Raw genomic sequence first — 15,693 nt, forward strand, 5'->3', positions numbered from 1 at the left:
ACGTCGTCGGACACCCGTCCCGCCCCTGCCGGGCGGGGCGGGTGTTCGTCGTTAGGGTGGTCGGCGTGGCCTGGGTCTACACGGTCCTCCTCGCCGCGACCAGCGCCGGGATCCTCTCCTACGCGCTCGTCCTGACGAGGCGGCTCTTCCGCGACGAAGCTCCCCGTGACCTCTCCGGAGGTGCGTCGTGAGCGAGGAGATGCCCGAGGGCCTCGCCGGCAACGAGGCCATCCGCGCCGCCGAGGAGCGCGCCGAGCACACCCGCGACGCCAACCGCCCGCAGTGGGCCGACCTGCCGATCCCGGACGACACCGCCAACCTGCGGCAGGGTCCGGACCTCAACGACGCCCTGCTGCCGGTCCTGCCGCTCGTCGGCGTGTGGCGCGGGGAGGGCGAGGTCGTCTACCCGACGATCGACGGCCCGTTCCACTTCGGCCAGCAGATCACCGTCGCCCACGACGGCCGGCCGTTCCTGTCCTGGGAGGCCCGCGCCTGGCTGCTCGACGGTCCCGGCGGCGCCGTGGTCCGTCCGGCCGCCCGCGAGACCGGCTTCTGGCGCCCCCAGCCCGACGGCACGATCGAGCTCCTGCTGGCGCACGCCACCGGCATCGTCGAGATCTTCTACGGCACGGCGCGCACCCAGACCTCGTGGGAGCTCTCCACCGACGCCACGGTGCGCACCGCCACCGCGAAGGACGTCCAGGCCGCCAACCGGCTCTACGGCATCGTCGAGGGCGACCTCTTCTACGTCGAGGAGCGCGCGATGATGGGCCAGGAGATGCAGCCGCACGTCTCGGCGCGGCTGCAGCGGATCGCCGGTTAGGTTCGACCCCCGCGCCGGCGCCGGGTCAGCGCGGCTCGAGCACCCCGAGGCGCGTGGCGACCACGTCGCCCAGCTCGGCCACGTCGATCCCGGTGAGCCGGGCGACCCCGGTCGCGGGCACCCCGGCCCGGAGCAGGGCGATCGCGGTCGCGCACGGCTCGTCGTCCCGGTCGAGCGCGGCGAGCGCCCCGTCGGGGTCGGCGACCAGCGCCGCGAGCAGGCGCCGCGACCCGTCGTCGGGACGGGCGGCGGCGCGACGCGCCCGACGCCGGGCGCGCCACGCGAGCACCGCGGCGAGGAGCAGCAGGACGACGGCGATGCCGATCAGCACCGCCGCCCCGACGATCCACGCCTGCGGCTCGCTCGACCACGACGCCAACCGCTCGGCCCAGTCCCCCATGGCGACGCAGCGTACTCGCCCGCCACGCTCCGCGATCAGCTCTCGGCGGCGAGGTCCGAGGTGTCCTCGATGTCCTGCGGCGGCGCGGGGCGCGGCGGACCCGGGGGCGGGTAGGGCGGCGGCCCGAACGGACGCCGCTGCGGCGGGCCCGGCCAGGGTCGCGACGGCCGCCCGGAGTTGGCCACCAGGTCGTCGAGATGGCCCTTGACCTTCACGAGCTCGTCGAACACCGCGTCACGCTGGGCGCGCAGGTCGGCCAGGGCGGCGCGGGACTCGGCGTGCTCGGCCAGCAGCGACTCGGCGGCCTTGCTGCGCACCAGCGCCGCCTCCTGCTCGGCCGCCTGGAGGATGCCGCGCAGGCGCTCGTTGAAGGCGCCGACCTGGTCCGGGTCCTGCGACGGCGCCGCCGCGGCGGGCGCGCTCGGCGAGCCCTCCTGCAGCGTCGCCGCGAGCTCGCGGCGCGGGGTCGGCGGCGGCTCGGGCACCCGGCGTCGTTCGCGGACCGCGAGCTGGGCCCGCAGCTGCGCCACCATCCGGCGCAGGCCGGCCACGTGCTCGTCCACCTGGGCCCGGTCGTACCCCCGGAGCACCACGTCGAAGTGCGGCCCGTCGGCCTCCTCCGGTGCGTCCGGCAGGTCCAGGTAGTGCTCGGCGTCGGGGGGAGTCCGCCCCCGCTCACCCGTCGTCATACATCACCTCGTCACCAGCCCGATCCCGTCCGTGATCGGGCCCCACCGATGGTAAGGATCGATCCGGACCGGTGCGAGACGCCGAACGGCCGCCGACGGGACCCGGCAGCGTCGTCCCCGGCGTGTCGCGTCGGCCTACCATCGGGGGCGTGGACACCGAACTGCGGCAGACGCTGCACCGCCGCGGCCTGCGCATGACCCCACAACGCCAGCTCGTCCTCGACGCCGTGTCCGAGCTGGGGCACGCCACCCCGGAGGAGATCTGCACGAAGGTGCAGGAGATCGCCCCCGCGGTGAACATCACCACGGTGTACCGGACGCTCGACCTGCTCGAGCAGCTCGGGATCGTGCGCCACACCCATCTCGGCCACGGCGCGCCGACCTACGCCACCGGGGAGCACGAGCACGTCCACCTCGTGTGCCACCGCTGCGGCACGGTCGACGAGGTCGACGCCGAACTGCTCGAGGACCTCGCCGAGGTCCTCGCCGCACGCGCCGGGTTCGCCCTGGACCCGACGCACGTGGCGCTGTCCGGGCTCTGCTCGCGGTGCGAGTCGTCCGACACCGAGAACTCGGAGGGAGAGGCATGAGTCGTTCCCCGCTGCTCGACACCCCCGGCGCCATCGGCCACCCCGACGGCGACGACGCCCGCCCCGACGGCGGTGTCGCCTCGCACTACGGCGACCCGTTCGCCGAACAGCGCGCCGCGACCCGCCGGGCGGTGGTGGTCGACCGGTCGCACCGCGGGCTCGTCGTCGTCACCGGCGACGACCGGCTGAGCTGGCTGCACCTGCTCGTCTCCCAGCAGGTCGCCGACCTGCCGGACGGAGCCGGCACCGAGGGTCTCGTCCTCGACGTGCAGGGCCGGGTGGAGCACCACGCGGTGATCAGCCACGTCACCGGGACGAGCGGCGCGACGGGGGAGACGGAGCCGGCGATCTGGCTCGACGTCGAGCCCGGCACCGCGGAGGCGTTCGCGGCCTACCTGTCCTCCATGACCTTCTGGTCGAAGGTGGAGGTCCGGGACGCGACGGAGGAGTTCGCGCTGCTCTCACTCGTCGGCCCGGACGTGGCCGAGGTCCTGACGGCGGGTGGGGTCGAGCTGCCCACGGCCGACGCCGGCCCCCTCTCCGGGGGCGGGGTCGTCCGTCGGAAGGACTGGCCGGAGCACGCCGTGGACCTCCTGGTCCCCCGGCCCGCCCTGGCGGACTGGTGGCGGCGCCTGACCGGGGCCGGGGCGACGCCCGCCGGACTCGACACCTTCGAGGCCCTGCGCGTCGCCTCGCTGCGCCCGCGGCTCGGTCTCGACACCGACGACCGCACCATCCCGCACGAGGTGGGCTGGATCGGCTCGGCCGTGCACCTGTCGAAGGGCTGCTACCGCGGCCAGGAGACCGTGTCCCGCGTCGCCAACCTCGGCCGCCCGCCGCGGCAGATGGTCCTGCTGCACCTCGCCTCCGGCGACGACGCGCTCCCGCCGCCCGGGACGCCCGTCCTCACCGCGGAGGGCGGCCGCGCGGTCGGGCGCATCGGCACCGCCGTGCGGCACCACGAGCTGGGGTCGATCGCCCTGGCGCTGGTCAAGCGCTCCGCCGTCGCGGGCGGCGCGGAGCTCTGGGTCGCCGACGACCGCGAGGAGGGCACGCCCGGCCCCGCCACCGTCGACCCCGACTCGGTGCCCCCGGACACCGGCGAGCCGCCCGGGCGCACCGCGGTCCGCCGGCTGCAGGGATGAGCCCGGGAGGGCCGCGGAACCCGACCGCGACGACGGCCCTCGTCACCCGTCGCGACGTCGAGGCCGCCGCGGCAGTCCTCGACGGGGTGGCCGTGCGCACCGCGCTCGAGCCGCTCGACGCCGTGCCCGGGCTGCGACTCAAGCGGGAGGACACGCAGCCGATCGGCGCGTTCAAGCTGCGCGGCGCGTTCCACGCGGCCTCCCGGCTCGACCCGGCGGTCCGGGCGCGCGGCCTGGTCACGCACTCCAGCGGCAACCACGGTCGGGCGCTGGCGTGGACCGCGTCCCGTCTCGGCGTGCCGTGCACGGTCGTGGTGCCCGACGACGCCGTGGCCGTGAAGGTCGAGGCGATGGCGGCGCTGGGTGCGACGCTGGTCCCGGTGCCGCCCGCGGAGCGCGCGGCCCGCGCGGACGCGATCGTGGCGGAGACCGGCGGGGCGCTGGTCCCCCCGTTCGACCACCCGCACGTCATCGCGGGCCAGGGCACCGTGGGGCTGGAGCTGCTCGGCGAGGACGTCGACCGGGTCCTCGTGCCCGTCGGGGGCGGTGGCCTGATCTCGGGGATCGCGGCCGCGCTCGCGGGCAGCGGGGTGTCGGTGGTGGGCGTGGAGCCCGAGCTCGCCGGGGACGCCGCGGCGTCGAGGCGCGCGGGCGAGCTGATCGCCTGGCCGGCCGCCGACGTGGCGCGGACCGCGGCCGACGGCCTGCGCGCGCAGCGGCTCGGAGCGCTGCCGTGGGAGCACGTGGCGGCGCTCGTGGACGACGTGGTCACCGTGGGCGAGGACGCCATCGAGGACGCCGCGCGGCTGCTGCACGCCGCCGGGGTCCCGGCGGAGGCCAGCGGCGCGGTGGCGACCGCCGGGGCGCTCACGTACCCCGCGCTGGTGGGCGACCGCACCGTGGCGGTCGTCAGCGGACGCAACGTCGACCCCGCGTGGGTCGCGCGTGTGCTCGCGGCCTGATCGGCCCGGATCCGGCGGGTGGGACGACCGGCGCCCGCGCGCCGATGCCCGGTCGACGCCCGCCCCCGCTCCGACGGGTGACATCGGACGGGTGGGTCGGTCACCATGGGGGCCATGATCGAGTTCCGGCAGGGTGGTCGGCGGCGCCTCGACCGCGTCCTCGACCCCGCGTTCCTCGCCGCGATCGGTGACCGCTCGCTCGACGAACTCCGGGCGATGCGCGACGACGCCGCCCAGGAGGAGACCGACCTGTCGTACCTGCGGCGGCTGCTCCACGCGCGGATCGACATCGTGCGCTTCGAGGAGCACCGGCGCGCCGGGACCGGCTCGGCCGAGGAGCCCTCGGTGGTCGACGCCCTGCCCCGCATCCTCGCCGACAACGCGATCGGCCCGGCCGCCGGTCGCGGCCGCCACCACACGGTGCAGCCCTCGCGCGCCGAGTCCCACCGGCGGCACGTCGAGGCGCTGCTCGCTGACACCGGGCTCTCCGACGTCGCGACCCTCTCCGACGCCGAGCTGGCCGAGTCCGCCGAGGCCTACGCCGCCGAGGAGGCCTCGGTGTCCGACCACCGCATCCGCGTGCAGCAGGTGATGGACGCCTGCAACGACGAGATCGGCCGCCGCTACCGCACCGGGTCGGCGAGCATCGACGAGCTGCTGCGGCGGGAGCGCGAAGGTGCCTAGCGGCTCGTGAGCACTTTCGGCGGCTATAGGCGCCGAAAGTGCTCACAGGGCCGTAGGCCACCCCTAGTTCGCGCGCTCCCGGATCGCCCGGCTCGCCCAGAAGTCCCGGAGCCGGCGGTAGCTCTCCATGGCCTTCTCGGCGTCGCCCTCGCGCAACGCGTCGAGCGCCGCGGCGACGTCCTCGGCCGAGGTGTCCCCGGCGAGCGTCTCGTCGTCGACCAGCTGCACGAGCCCGCCGTAGTCCAGCTCGACCAGGGACCCGGCGTCGAAGTGCCGCAGCCAGCGGGCGGTGTCGCGCAGCACCTCGGCGGGCCCGCCGTCGCCCAGGGTCGAGCTCAGCAGCTCGGCGGCCGAGTCGGCGCGGGCCAGGGCGTCGGCCATGGACACCCGCCAGTAGCAGCGCCGGCGCAGCCCGGGGCCGTCCGCGGTGGCCGCGTCGTCGTGCGCGAGGACGAGCACCCGGTCGGCGGCCTCGACGAGCACGAACCACGGCAGCGGCACCGTCCAGGTGGCCGACACGATGTGCGTGGCGCCCTCCCCGAGCTCCGCCACCACCGCCTCCGCGCGGGAGCGCACCGTCGACTCCTCGTGGTTCAGCGCGGCCGTCCGCAGCACCGGCGACTCGGTGGACAGGAAGCCCACCAGGGCCGCCGCCGCGCGCGGCCGGGTGTCGAGGGGACAGACCATCGTCGTGGGCCCGAAGCGGGCCGGCGCGGGCGATCCCTCCTCGGCCGCGGGAGCGTCGGCCCCGTCGGCCAGCAGGACGTCCACGGGGCCCTCCGTGGCGGTCCCGTCGACCCGCTCGCCGGGCAGCAGACGCACCGGGACGCCGAGCTGTGCCCTGAGACACACGTCGCGTTCGCGGGCACCCACGCGGGTGACCGGGATCGCACCCCGGGCGAGTCCGGCCCTCACACGCTGGGCCAACGGCCCCGGGAGCGCCCCCAACGGCTCGTAGACGCGGAGGTAGCAGGCGAAGGGGGCGGGCACGGGCGCGATGGTGCCACGTCACGTCGCACGCGCGTTCGGACACACGGTATGCTCGTGCCACGAGCATTGCTATGAGATGAGGGGGGCCGCCGGTCTGACCGGCCGCCCCCCGCCCTGTTCGAGGGGGTCATTGCCCATGGGACGCGGACGAGCCAAGGCGAAGCAGACGAAGGTCGCTCGCGAGCTCAAGTACAGCTCCCCCAGCACCGACTTCGACGCCCTGCAGAGGGAGTTGGCCAGCGGGGACCCGTTCTCGCGGCACACCGTCGACGAGGACGACCAAGTGGACTCCCGCTACTCCGAGTACAGCTACGACGAGCGCTGACACCTCGGACGGGTCTTCCTCCCCGCGCTTCACCGCTCCGCCTCGGGGGCATCCCGCCCCGTCGAGCCGCCCCCGTCGTGGGACGGCGACGGGACGCGATGCCGTGTGTCCCGATGCGGAGGGGAGAGTGCGATGACGAAGGCCTTCAGCAAGGGCGACCAGGTGAAGTGGAACTGGGGCAACGGTGAAGGTGAGGCCCAGGTCGACGAGGTGCACGCGGAGCGCGTCGAGCGTCAGATCGACGGCAAGAAGCAGACGCGCAACGGCACGGAGGACAACCCGGCCTACGTGCTGAAGCAGGACGACGGCCAGCGGGTGCTCAAGCTCCACAGCGAGCTGAAGAGCGACTGACCCCCGTCCCGACGACGGGTCCGGTGCGGACCCGTCGTCCGGACCGGTGTCGGTCGTCTGCACGTGGACGCCGTACCGCGAGGACCACACCGGTCAGCTCCGGGTCACCCGGACGCTGCGTGACGTGACCCTCAACGGGTTCCCTCAGAAGCGCGGGTGGTCCCCGTAGAGCGTCGCGCCCGGGATCTCGCCCCGGACGATCTCGCCCAGCACCCACGCCGGCACGTGCTTGGCGGTGAGGACGGCGAGGGCACGGTCGACGTCGTCGGGCGGCACGATCGCCACCATCCCGACGCCCATGTTGAACGTCGCCTCCATCTCGGCGCGCTCCACCCGTCCCCGGCCGGCGATCAGTTTGAACACCGGTGCCGGGTTCCACGTGGTGCGGTCGAGGTCGGCGTGCAGCCCCTTCGGGATGACGCGCGCGAGGTTGGCCGTCAGCCCGCCGCCCGTGATGTGGGCGAACGTGCGCACGTCGGTCTCCGCGGCGAGCGCCAGGCAGTCCCGCGCGTAGATGCGGGTGGGCACGAGGAGTTCCTCGCCGAGCGTGTGGCCGAACTCCTCGACGTGGCCGTCGAGCGACATCCGGCCGATGTCGAGCAGCACCCGGCGGGCGAGCGAGTAGCCGTTGGAGTGCAGCCCGGACGAGGCCATGGCGATGACCTGGTCCCCCGCGCGCACCCGCTCCGGGCCGAGGACGCGGTCGGCCTCGACGACCCCGACGCCGGTGGCCGACAGGTCGTAGTGGTGCGGCTCCATCACGCCGGGGTGCTCCGCGGTCTCGCCGCCGAGCAGGGCGCAGCCGGCGATGCGGCAGCCCTCCGCGATGCCGGAGACGATGGCCGCGACCTTGGCGGGGTCGACCTTCCCGATCGCCAGGTAGTCCTGGAGGAAGAGCGGCTCGGCCCCGCAGACCACGAGGTCGTCCACGACCATCGCGACGAGGTCCAGACCGACGGTGTCGTGCTTGTCGGCGGCCTGCGCGACCGCGATCTTCGTGCCGACGCCGTCGGTGGACGCGGCCAGCAGCGGCTCGGTGTACTTGCCGGTCTTCAGCGCGAACAGCCCGGCGAAGCCGCCGATCCCGCCCCGCACCTCGGGCCGGCGGGTGGCGGCGGCCAGCGGCTTGATCAGGTCGACGGCGCGCTCGCCGGCGGCGACGTCGACGCCCGCCTCGGCGTAGCTGCTCCCGCCACCGTTCACGGTCCCGCTCACGGGCGCGAGAGGGCGTCCTCGGCGCCGTAGCCCGGGGTGGTGCGCGACGCCGGGATCGGTACCGGGACCCCCGCGCGGGTGCCGTTCTGGTGGACGACGTTGCCCGGGTCGCCGCAGGCGGTGCCCGCGACGTCCTCGAGCAGGTGCTTGCCCACCATGGCCTCCTCGGGCAGGGGGATCGGGTACTCGCCGGAGAAGCACGCGGTGCACAGCCGGGAGCGGGGCTGCTCGGTGGCCGCGATGAGGCCCTCCGAGGAGATGTAGCCGAGGCTGTCGGCGCCCACGGAGCGCCGGATGCCCTCGTTGTCCAGGCCGTTGGCGATCAGCTCGGCCCGCGAGGCGAAGTCGATGCCGTAGAAGCAGGGCCAGCGCACGGGCGGCGACGCGATCCGGACGTGCACCTCGACGGCACCGGCCTCGCGGAGCATGCGCACCAGGGACCGCTGCGTGTTGCCGCGGACGATCGAGTCGTCGACCACCACGAGGCGCTTGCCCCGGATGACCTCGCGCAGCGGGTTCAGCTTCAGCCGGATGCCGAGCTGGCGGATCGTCTGCGAGGGCTGGATGAACGTCCGGCCCACGTAGGCGTTCTTGACCAGGCCCATGCCGTAGGGGATGCCCGAGGCCTCGGCGTAGCCGACCGCCGCCGGGGTACCGGACTCCGGGACCGGGATGACGAGGTCGGCCTCGGCCGGGTGCTCCTTGGCCAGCTTGCGACCGATCTCGACGCGGGTGGAGTGCACGCCGCGGCCGGCGATCGAGGTGTCGGGCCGGGCGAGGTAGACGTACTCGAAGATGCAGCCCTTGGGCTCGGGCGCCGCGAAGCGCGAGGACCGCAGCCCGTCGGCGTCGATCGCGATCAGCTCACCGGGCTCGACCTCGCGCACGAACGAGGCGCCGACGATGTCCAGGGCGGCGGTCTCGGAGGCGACCACCCAGCCGCGGTCGAGGCGGCCGAGCACCAGCGGGCGCACGCCGTGCCGGTCGCGGGCGGCGTAGAGCGTCGTCTCGTCGCAGAAGGCGAGGCTGAAGGCGCCGCGCAGGTCGGGCAGCAGGCGCAGGGCCGCCTCCTCGACGCCGAGGTCGGTGGCGGACTCGGCGAGCAGGCCGGTCACGACGTCGGAGTCGGTGGTGGCGGTGACGCGGCTGCGCGAGGACGACGCCTCGGCGCGGCGCGCGACGAGCTCCGCGGTGTTGACCAGGTTGCCGTTGTGGCCGAGCGCGATCCCGGTGCCCGCGCTCGTCGTCCGGAAGGTCGGCTGGGCGTTCTCCCAGGTCGACGAGCCGGTGGTCGAGTAGCGCGTGTGGCCCACGGCCATGTGTCCGCGCAGCGAGGAGAGCGTCTGCTCGTCGAAGACCTGGCTGACCAGCCCCAGGTCCTTGAAGACGACGATCTGGCGGCCGTCGGAGACGGCGATGCCGGCCGCCTCCTGGCCGCGGTGCTGAAGGGCGAACAGGCCGAAGTAGGTCAGCTTCGCGACCTCCTCGCCCGGGGCCCAGACACCGAAGACCCCGCACTCCTCGTGGGGGACGTCGTCCTGGGGGGATGTGGGTGCCGACGGACCGGGATCGGCTTCGACCACCGAGGGGCTCCTCGAGACGGGGGCGGGGCGCAGCGCCCAGGGTACGTGTGTCAGGGCTCCCTGCGGAGTCGCGCTGGCAACACCTGGGCGCCCCGGAGGCCCCCGAACCTCACGAAAGGGACGACGTGACCCGTCCGCCGATCGGGTCCCCGGGCCCGGGCCACGACCGGGCGTCCGGCCGGTGGAGCACGTCGCGGATGTCCTCGCGCGGCAGCGCGGCGGCGAAGTGCCAGCCCTGGCCCTCGTCGCACCCCAGGCGGCGCAGCCGGTCGGCCTGCGCCCCGGTCTCGACGCCCTCGGCGCACACCGTCATCCCGAGCGCGTGCCCGAGGTCGACCAACGTCCCGACGATCCGCTCGTCGACGGTGTCGGTGACCTCCTCGTCGCGCAGCCGCTCGCCGAACGAGCCGTCGAGCTTGATCACGTCGACGGGCAGCGTGCGCAGGTAGGAGAGGTTGGAGTAGCCGGTGCCGAAGTCGTCGATCGCGATCCGCACCCCGAGCTCGCGCAGACCGTCGAGCGCCTTGAGCGGCGCCCCCTCGTCGGTGGTGAGGGCGCGTTCGGTGAGCTCGATCTGCAGCAGGCGGGGCGGGAGGCCGGTCTCGGCGAGCACCTGCTCGACGTCGGCGAGCAGCGACGGCTCGTGCAGCTGGCGCGGCGCGACGTTGACCGAGACGAAGGGCGCGTCCTCGCCGAACTCGTCGTACCAGCGGCGCGCGTCGCGGCAGGCGCGGGCGAGCACCCAGTGCCCGAGCGGCACGATGGCGCCGGTCTCCTCGGCGAGACCGATGAACCGTCCGGGGCCGAGCACCCCGAGCCGCGGGTGGTGCCAGCGCACGAGCGCCTCGACCCCGCGCATGCCGTGGTCGCCCATCGCGACCAGCGGCTGGTAGAGCACGAAGAACTCCTCGCGCTCGATCGCCGCGGGCATCGCCGCCGAGAGCGCGAACCGGGTGATCTCGGCCTCGTCGCGGCTGGGGTCGTGCAGGGCCCAGCGGCCCCGGCCGTCGGCCTTCGCGGAGTACAGGGTGATGTCGGCGGCCCGCATCAGCTCCGAGGGGTCACCGCCCACCACCGGGCGCTCGACGATGCCGATGCTCGCGGAGACGGCGAGCTCCTGGCCCGCCAGTTCCAGCGGCTCGGCCAGCGCGGCGAGGATGCGTTCGGCGAGGGCGACCAGCTGGTCGACCCCGCGGGAGTTCTCGACGAGCACCACGAACTCGTCGCCGCCCATCCGGGCGACGAGCTCGCCGTCGGTGGCCTGGTCGGCGAGCCGCTGGGCGACCTCCTGCAGCATGAGGTCGCCGACGTCGTGGCCGAGGGAGTCGTTGACCGCCTTGAACCCGTCGAGGTCGAGGAAGCAGAGCCCGACGCGCCGGGCCGAGCCCGGGCCCGTCGTCGAGAAGATGTGCTCGACCCGCTCGGCGAACAGGGCGCGGTTGGGCAGCGTGGTGAGGGTGTCGTGGAAGGCCTGGTACTCCAGGTGGGACTGCAACGCGTGCCGCTCGGTGACGTCCTCGAGCATGGCGACCTGGTACGAGGGCCGTCCCCGCTCGTCGCGGACCAGCGAGAGCGTCAGGTTGCAGATGATCTCCTCGCCGTCCTTGCGGTAGAACCGCTTCTCGATGCAGAAGTTGTCCAGCTCGCCCGCGAGCAGCCGCTCGTAGAGCACCCAGACCGACGGCAGGTCCTCCGGGTGGGCCAGCTCGCCGACCGTGCGGCGGCGCATCTCCTGCGCGGTGTAGCCGAACATCTGCGTCAGCGCCGGGTTCACCTCGACGATCCGGCCCTGCATGTCGCCCAGGCCGATGCCGATCGCGGCCTCGTAGAACATGGCCCGGAACCGGGCCTCGCTCGCGTGCAGCGCCTGCTCGGTCTGGTGCCGGGCGACGATCACCGCGCGGCGGATCGCCTCCTGCTCGTCGAGCGTGCGGTCGCGCAGCGTCGTGGCGTACCCGGCGGCGAGCGCGCCGACGAGGGCGAGGACGTCGTCGCGCAGGTCCTCCCCGAGCAGCTCGGGCAGCCGCCGGCCGAGCAGCATCAGGGTGCGCTCGACCGTCGAGGGGCCGGTGAAGTGCGCCTGCACCAGGCGGCGACCCGCCTCGTGCCCGGCGGCGGTGCGGGCCGGGCGGGCGCGGAGCGCCGCGACGAGGTCGGCGCTGATCTCGGTGAGGTACTCGACGAGCTCGTCGGAACCCATCGGCACGTAGCTGGTGCCCTCGACCTCGACCGCCCACTCGCGCGCGAGGGTGTGGACGACGAGCGGGTCGACGGAGTGGGCGCGGATCTCAGTCACGGCGCCCCGCCGTGTCCGGGACGCGCGCGATGCCGGGGTCGGCCCAGTCCGCTCGCGTCACGGCGTCACCATCCTCCGTCGAGGCGAGCATACGGACCCCGGCACGCCCGCGGACGGCCTCGGCCACCCGGACGGTGGGATCAACCCGGAGCGACCAGCGGCAGCCACGCGGCCACCTGCCCGGCCCGGTGCCCGGAGGCCGACACGGCACCGGAGGCGACGGCCGCGTCGAAGTCGAGCCGACCGAGCGCGAGGGCACACCACGTCCGCGCATCGGTCTCCACCACGTTGGGGGGAGTGCCACGGGTGTGACGGGGCCCATCGATGCAGTGTACTGCTCCGAATGGCGGTACGCGCACTTCCACGCTGCGCCCCGGCGCCACCTGTTCGAGCGCAGCGAGTGACATCCGCACGGCGGCCGCGCGGTCCGGTCGCGGCGGGAGGTCGGCGTCGTCGTCGACCCACGGGGCGACGGCGAGCAGGGCGGCGCGGACCTCGGCGGGCTCGGGCGGACGGCGACTCGGCATGGTGTGTGTGAATCTAGGCGACGTGAGGCGGCCGGGGACGGGGTGCAGCGGGGTCCGGATCGTCCGCCGGGGGCTCGGCGTCCTGGGACTCGCGGTGCTCGCGGCCTGGGGACGGGGCCTCGCCGCGGCGCAGACGATGGAGGCCGACCACGCCGCCTACTGGCGTCGACGCCGCCGCTCGCCCGGGACGCTCACGCTCGTCGCGCTCGGGGACTCGCTGTCGCAGGGGATGGGCTCGGTCGACCCGTCGTCGTCGTGGGCGGGCCGGCTGGCGGCGGCGTGGGAGGAGCGTTCCGGACGGCGGGTGCGGGTGGTCGTCCTCGGGGTGGTCGGCGCGACCGCGGCGGACGTCCTGCGCGACCAGCTGCCGGAGATGCCGCCCGCCGACCTGGTGGCGCTCGGCATCGGGACCAACGACGCCGCGCAGGGGGTGTCGCCGGAGCGGTACCGGGAGACCTTCGGCGCCCTGTGCGCGGCCCTGCCGGCCGGGTCGCTCGTCGCCGACGTGCCGGATCTGCAGCGCGGGCCGGTGCGCCGGGCCGGGACCGGGCTCGCCGCCGTGGCCCGCGAGGTCCTGGCCGAACACCCGCACCTGCGGCCCGTCGCCCTCGAGGCCGCCACGCACCGGATGTGGCCGTGGCAGTTCGGGCCGGACCTCGCCCACCCGAACCGGCTCGGCTACGCCCGGCACGCCGCGGCGTGGGTGGCGGCGCTGCCGTCGTCGTAGTCCCTGGTCCCTGCGGGGTGCCAGCAATGCGTCGGCAGCGGGGTGGGGGGGCCGGCTCAGGCGTCCAGCACCGACGGCAGCGTCGAGGCGTGCGCGATGACCAGCTCGGCCACGTCGAGCGGGTCGACCCCGTCGATGGCGAGCGCGTCCCCACCGACCTCGCCGAGCCGGGCCGCGGGCTGTCCGACCTCGACGCAGAGCCGGGCGAGGTCGGCCTCGGCGGCGGCCGGGACCGAGACGAGCATGCGGGCGGCCGACTCGGAGAACAGGGCGGCGGCCGGGTCGAGCTCGCCGGGCGGCAGGGTCACGGCGGCGCCGACGCGGGAGTCGACCGCGCACTCCACGAGCGCGTGGGCGAGCCCGCCGTCGGAGAGGTCGTGGGCGCCGGAGAACAGGCCCCGGGCGGCACCGTCGGCCATGACCCCGGCCAGGCGCGCCTCGGCGGCGAGGTCGCAGCGCGGGGGACGGCCGCCGAGGTGCTCGTGCACCACGCCGGCCCAGGCGGAACCGTCGAGCTCGTCGGCGGTCTCGCCGAGCAGCCACACCGCGTCGCCCGGGGCGCCGAAGCCGTGCGGCACGGCCCGGTGGACGTCGTCGACGAGGCCGAGGACGCCGACGACGGGGGTCGGGAGGATGGCCGTCGTCGCGGTCTGGTTGTAGAAGCTGACGTTGCCGCCGGTGACGGGGATGCCGAGCTCGGCGCACGCCTGCGCGAGGCCGTCGACCGCCTCGGCGAACTGCCACATGACGGCCGGGTCCTCCGGCGAGCCGAAGTTCAGGCAGTCGGAGACCGCGACCGGTCGGGCCCCGGACGCCGCGACGTTGCGGACCGACTCGGCGAGCGCGAGGCGGGCACCCTCCCGCGGGTCGAGCAGGCAGAAGCGGGCGTTGCAGTCGATGGCGAGCGCGATCCCGCGGTCGCTCGACTCGTCGATCCGCAGCACCCCGGCGTCCGCGGGGGTCGCCGCGGCGGTGTTGCCGCGGACGTAGCGGTCGTACTGCTCGGTGACCCACGCGCGGGAGGCGAGCTGCGGGGACGACGCGAGCCGCACGACCTGCTCGGCGAGCTCGGCCGGCGTGCCCGGACGGGCCAGACCCGCCGTCGTGGACGCCTGGAGCTCGTCCTGCGCGGCGGGGCGGGCGAAGGGACGGGAGTAGACCGGGCCGTCGTGGGCGACCGTGCGCGGCGGGACGTCGACGACGACCTCGCCGCCCGCGTGGATGCGCAGGTTCTCGCCGTCGGTGACCTCGCCGATCACCCGGGCGGTGACGTCCCAGCGCTCGCAGACGGCCAGGAACGCCTCGACGTTCTCCGGCGTGACGACCGCGCACATCCGCTCCTGGGACTCCGAGGAGAGGATCTCGGCGGGGGTCATGCCCTCGGCCCGCAGGTGCACCTGGTCGAGGTCGATCTCCATCCCACCGTCGCCCGCGCTCGCCAGCTCGCTCGTGGCGCAGGACAGGCCGGCGCCCCCGAGGTCCTGGATCCCGACGACGAGCCCCGCGGCGTAGAGCTCGAGGCAGCACTCGATGAGCACCTTCTCGGCGAAGGGGTCGCCGACCTGGACGCTCGGGAGCTTCTTGCGGCCCGTTCCCTCGCCGAAGGTCTCCGAGGCGAGGACGGAGACGCCGCCGATGCCGTCGAGCCCGGTCCGCGCGCCGAAGAGCACGATCTTGTTGCCGACGCCGGAGGCGAAGGCCAGGTGCAGGTCCTCGGTGCGCAGGACGCCGACGCAGAGCGCGTTGACCAGCGGGTTCCCGGCGTAGGTGGGGTCGAAGACGACCTCGCCGCCGAGGTTGGGCAGGCCGAGGCAGTTGCCGTAGAAGCCGACCCCGGAGACGACACCGGGGAGCACGCGGGCCGTGTCGGGCGCGTCGAGCGGGCCGACCCGCAGCCCGTCCATGACGGCGACCGGGCGCGCGCCCATGGCCATGATGTCGCGGACGATGCCGCCGACGCCGGTCGCGGCGCCCTGGTGGGGCTCGACGTACGACGGGTGGTTGTGCGACTCGATCTTGAAGGTGACCGCCCAGCCGTCGCCGACGTCGATCACGCCCGCGTTCTCGCCGATGCCCGCGAGCAGGTGGCGGCGCATCTCGTCGGTCGTGGTCTCGCCGAAGCGGCGCAGGTGGACCTTCGAGGACTTGTAGGAGCAGTGCTCCGACCACATCACCGAGTACATGGCGAGCTCGGCGTCGGTGGGGCGGCGGCCGAGGATCTCCCGGATCCGCGCGTACTCCTCGTCGCGCAGCCCGAGCGCGGCCCAGGGCTGCTCGTGCTCCGGGGTCGCGGCGGCGTTCGCGACCGTGTCGAGGGGCGGAGTACCGGTGGCCTGGTCCTGCACAGTCACACGGAGAACACTACTGACGCGCGTGTCCCGCCGCC

17 protein-coding genes are annotated in these 15,693 nt (G+C 74.8%); 9 read left to right on the forward strand and 8 right to left on the reverse strand.

From position 1 onward, the window contains the following. The first annotated feature begins 65 nt into the window (after positions 1-65). Together LN037_RS32195 and LN037_RS03485 are read left to right on the forward strand one after the other, a co-directional pair. The gene (locus LN037_RS32195; RefSeq protein ID WP_018330590.1) at positions 66-191 is read left to right on the forward strand and encodes a hypothetical protein; all 126 of its coding nucleotides are present in this window, start codon (positions 66-68) and stop codon (positions 189-191) included. Between the two features lie 8 nt (positions 192-199). Then, entirely contained in the window at positions 200-823 is a 624-nt protein-coding gene (locus LN037_RS03485) for a heme-binding beta-barrel domain-containing protein (protein WP_230750391.1), read from the forward strand. 25 nt (positions 824-848) lie between these two features. Here the strand turns inward: LN037_RS03485 and LN037_RS03490 are convergent, their stop codons facing one another. Continuing rightward, positions 849-1,223 (reverse strand): hypothetical protein, encoded by a 375-nt coding sequence (locus LN037_RS03490; protein WP_230749859.1) that lies wholly within the window; start codon positions 1,221-1,223, stop codon positions 849-851. Positions 1,224-1,258: 35 nt separating this feature from the next. Beyond that, positions 1,259-1,912: a hypothetical protein gene (locus LN037_RS03495; RefSeq protein WP_230749861.1), complete on the reverse strand. Its 654-nt coding sequence runs from the start codon at positions 1,910-1,912 to the stop codon at positions 1,259-1,261. Between the two features lie 149 nt (positions 1,913-2,061). Between LN037_RS03495 and LN037_RS03500 the strand changes: the two genes are divergently transcribed. From LN037_RS03500 to LN037_RS03515, 4 genes are all read left to right on the forward strand, one after another. After that, positions 2,062-2,502, forward strand: a complete 441-nt coding sequence (locus tag LN037_RS03500) for a Fur family transcriptional regulator (RefSeq protein WP_308286098.1) — start codon at positions 2,062-2,064, stop codon at positions 2,500-2,502. Then, positions 2,499-3,647, forward strand: a complete 1,149-nt coding sequence (ygfZ, locus tag LN037_RS03505; protein ID WP_230749862.1) for a CAF17-like 4Fe-4S cluster assembly/insertion protein YgfZ — start codon at positions 2,499-2,501, stop codon at positions 3,645-3,647. The genes LN037_RS03500 and ygfZ overlap by 4 nt, the downstream gene beginning before the upstream one ends. Further along, positions 3,644-4,609 carry a threonine ammonia-lyase gene (locus LN037_RS03510; protein ID WP_230749864.1) on the forward strand — a complete coding sequence of 322 codons (966 nt, stop codon included), beginning with the start codon at positions 3,644-3,646 and terminating at the stop codon, positions 4,607-4,609. The genes ygfZ and LN037_RS03510 overlap by 4 nt, the downstream gene beginning before the upstream one ends. Positions 4,610-4,723: 114 nt before the next feature. Beyond that, entirely contained in the window at positions 4,724-5,293 is a 570-nt protein-coding gene (locus LN037_RS03515; RefSeq protein ID WP_230749865.1) for an RsiG family protein, read from the forward strand. Between the two features lie 63 nt (positions 5,294-5,356). Here LN037_RS03515 and LN037_RS03520 read toward each other — a convergent pair whose 3' ends face one another. Further along, on the reverse strand, positions 5,357-6,283 hold the full coding sequence (locus LN037_RS03520; RefSeq protein ID WP_230749867.1) for a DUF8083 family protein: 927 nt from the start codon (positions 6,281-6,283) through the stop codon (positions 5,357-5,359). A gap of 136 nt (positions 6,284-6,419) precedes the next feature. Here LN037_RS03520 and LN037_RS03525 point away from each other — a divergent pair, with 136 nt between their 5' ends. After that, a complete protein-coding gene (locus tag LN037_RS03525; protein WP_230749868.1) occupies positions 6,420-6,608 on the forward strand; it encodes a DUF3073 domain-containing protein in 189 nt (62 codons plus the stop codon). A 132-nt stretch (positions 6,609-6,740) separates the two neighbouring features. Continuing rightward, positions 6,741-6,959: a hypervirulence associated TUDOR domain-containing protein gene (locus LN037_RS03530; protein ID WP_230749870.1), complete on the forward strand. Its 219-nt coding sequence runs from the start codon at positions 6,741-6,743 to the stop codon at positions 6,957-6,959. A 144-nt stretch (positions 6,960-7,103) separates the two neighbouring features. On the opposite strand, the gene purM is transcribed toward LN037_RS03530, so the two are convergent. The 4 genes from purM to LN037_RS03550 all read right to left on the reverse strand — a co-directional run bounded on the left by purM (position 7,104) and on the right by LN037_RS03550 (position 12,580). Then, positions 7,104-8,174, reverse strand: coding sequence for a phosphoribosylformylglycinamidine cyclo-ligase (gene purM, locus LN037_RS03535; protein ID WP_230749871.1), 1,071 nt, complete (start codon positions 8,172-8,174; stop codon positions 7,104-7,106). Next, the gene (gene purF, locus LN037_RS03540; protein ID WP_230749873.1) at positions 8,171-9,757 is read right to left on the reverse strand and encodes an amidophosphoribosyltransferase; all 1,587 of its coding nucleotides are present in this window, start codon (positions 9,755-9,757) and stop codon (positions 8,171-8,173) included. Before purF ends, purM begins: the two co-directional genes overlap by 4 nt. Before the next feature lie 109 nt (positions 9,758-9,866). Then, a complete protein-coding gene (locus tag LN037_RS03545; protein WP_230749874.1) occupies positions 9,867-12,053 on the reverse strand; it encodes a putative bifunctional diguanylate cyclase/phosphodiesterase in 2,187 nt (728 codons plus the stop codon). A 140-nt stretch (positions 12,054-12,193) separates the two neighbouring features. Continuing rightward, entirely contained in the window at positions 12,194-12,580 is a 387-nt protein-coding gene (locus tag LN037_RS03550) for a sterol carrier family protein (RefSeq protein ID WP_230749876.1), read from the reverse strand. A gap of 22 nt (positions 12,581-12,602) precedes the next feature. On the opposite strand from LN037_RS03550, the gene LN037_RS03555 reads away from it, so the two are divergent. Next, positions 12,603-13,307 carry an SGNH/GDSL hydrolase family protein gene (locus LN037_RS03555; RefSeq protein ID WP_230749878.1) on the forward strand — a complete coding sequence of 235 codons (705 nt, stop codon included), beginning with the start codon at positions 12,603-12,605 and terminating at the stop codon, positions 13,305-13,307. A gap of 56 nt (positions 13,308-13,363) precedes the next feature. Here LN037_RS03555 and purL read toward each other — a convergent pair whose 3' ends face one another. Next, complete coding sequence (purL, locus tag LN037_RS03560; RefSeq protein ID WP_372460366.1) at positions 13,364-15,658, reverse strand: phosphoribosylformylglycinamidine synthase subunit PurL; 2,295 nt, start codon at positions 15,656-15,658, stop codon at positions 13,364-13,366. Positions 15,659-15,693: the final 35 nt, after the last annotated feature.

It is taken from the genome of Actinomycetospora soli (assembly GCF_021026295.1).
GTDB lineage: Bacteria > Actinomycetota > Actinomycetes > Mycobacteriales > Pseudonocardiaceae > Actinomycetospora > Actinomycetospora soli.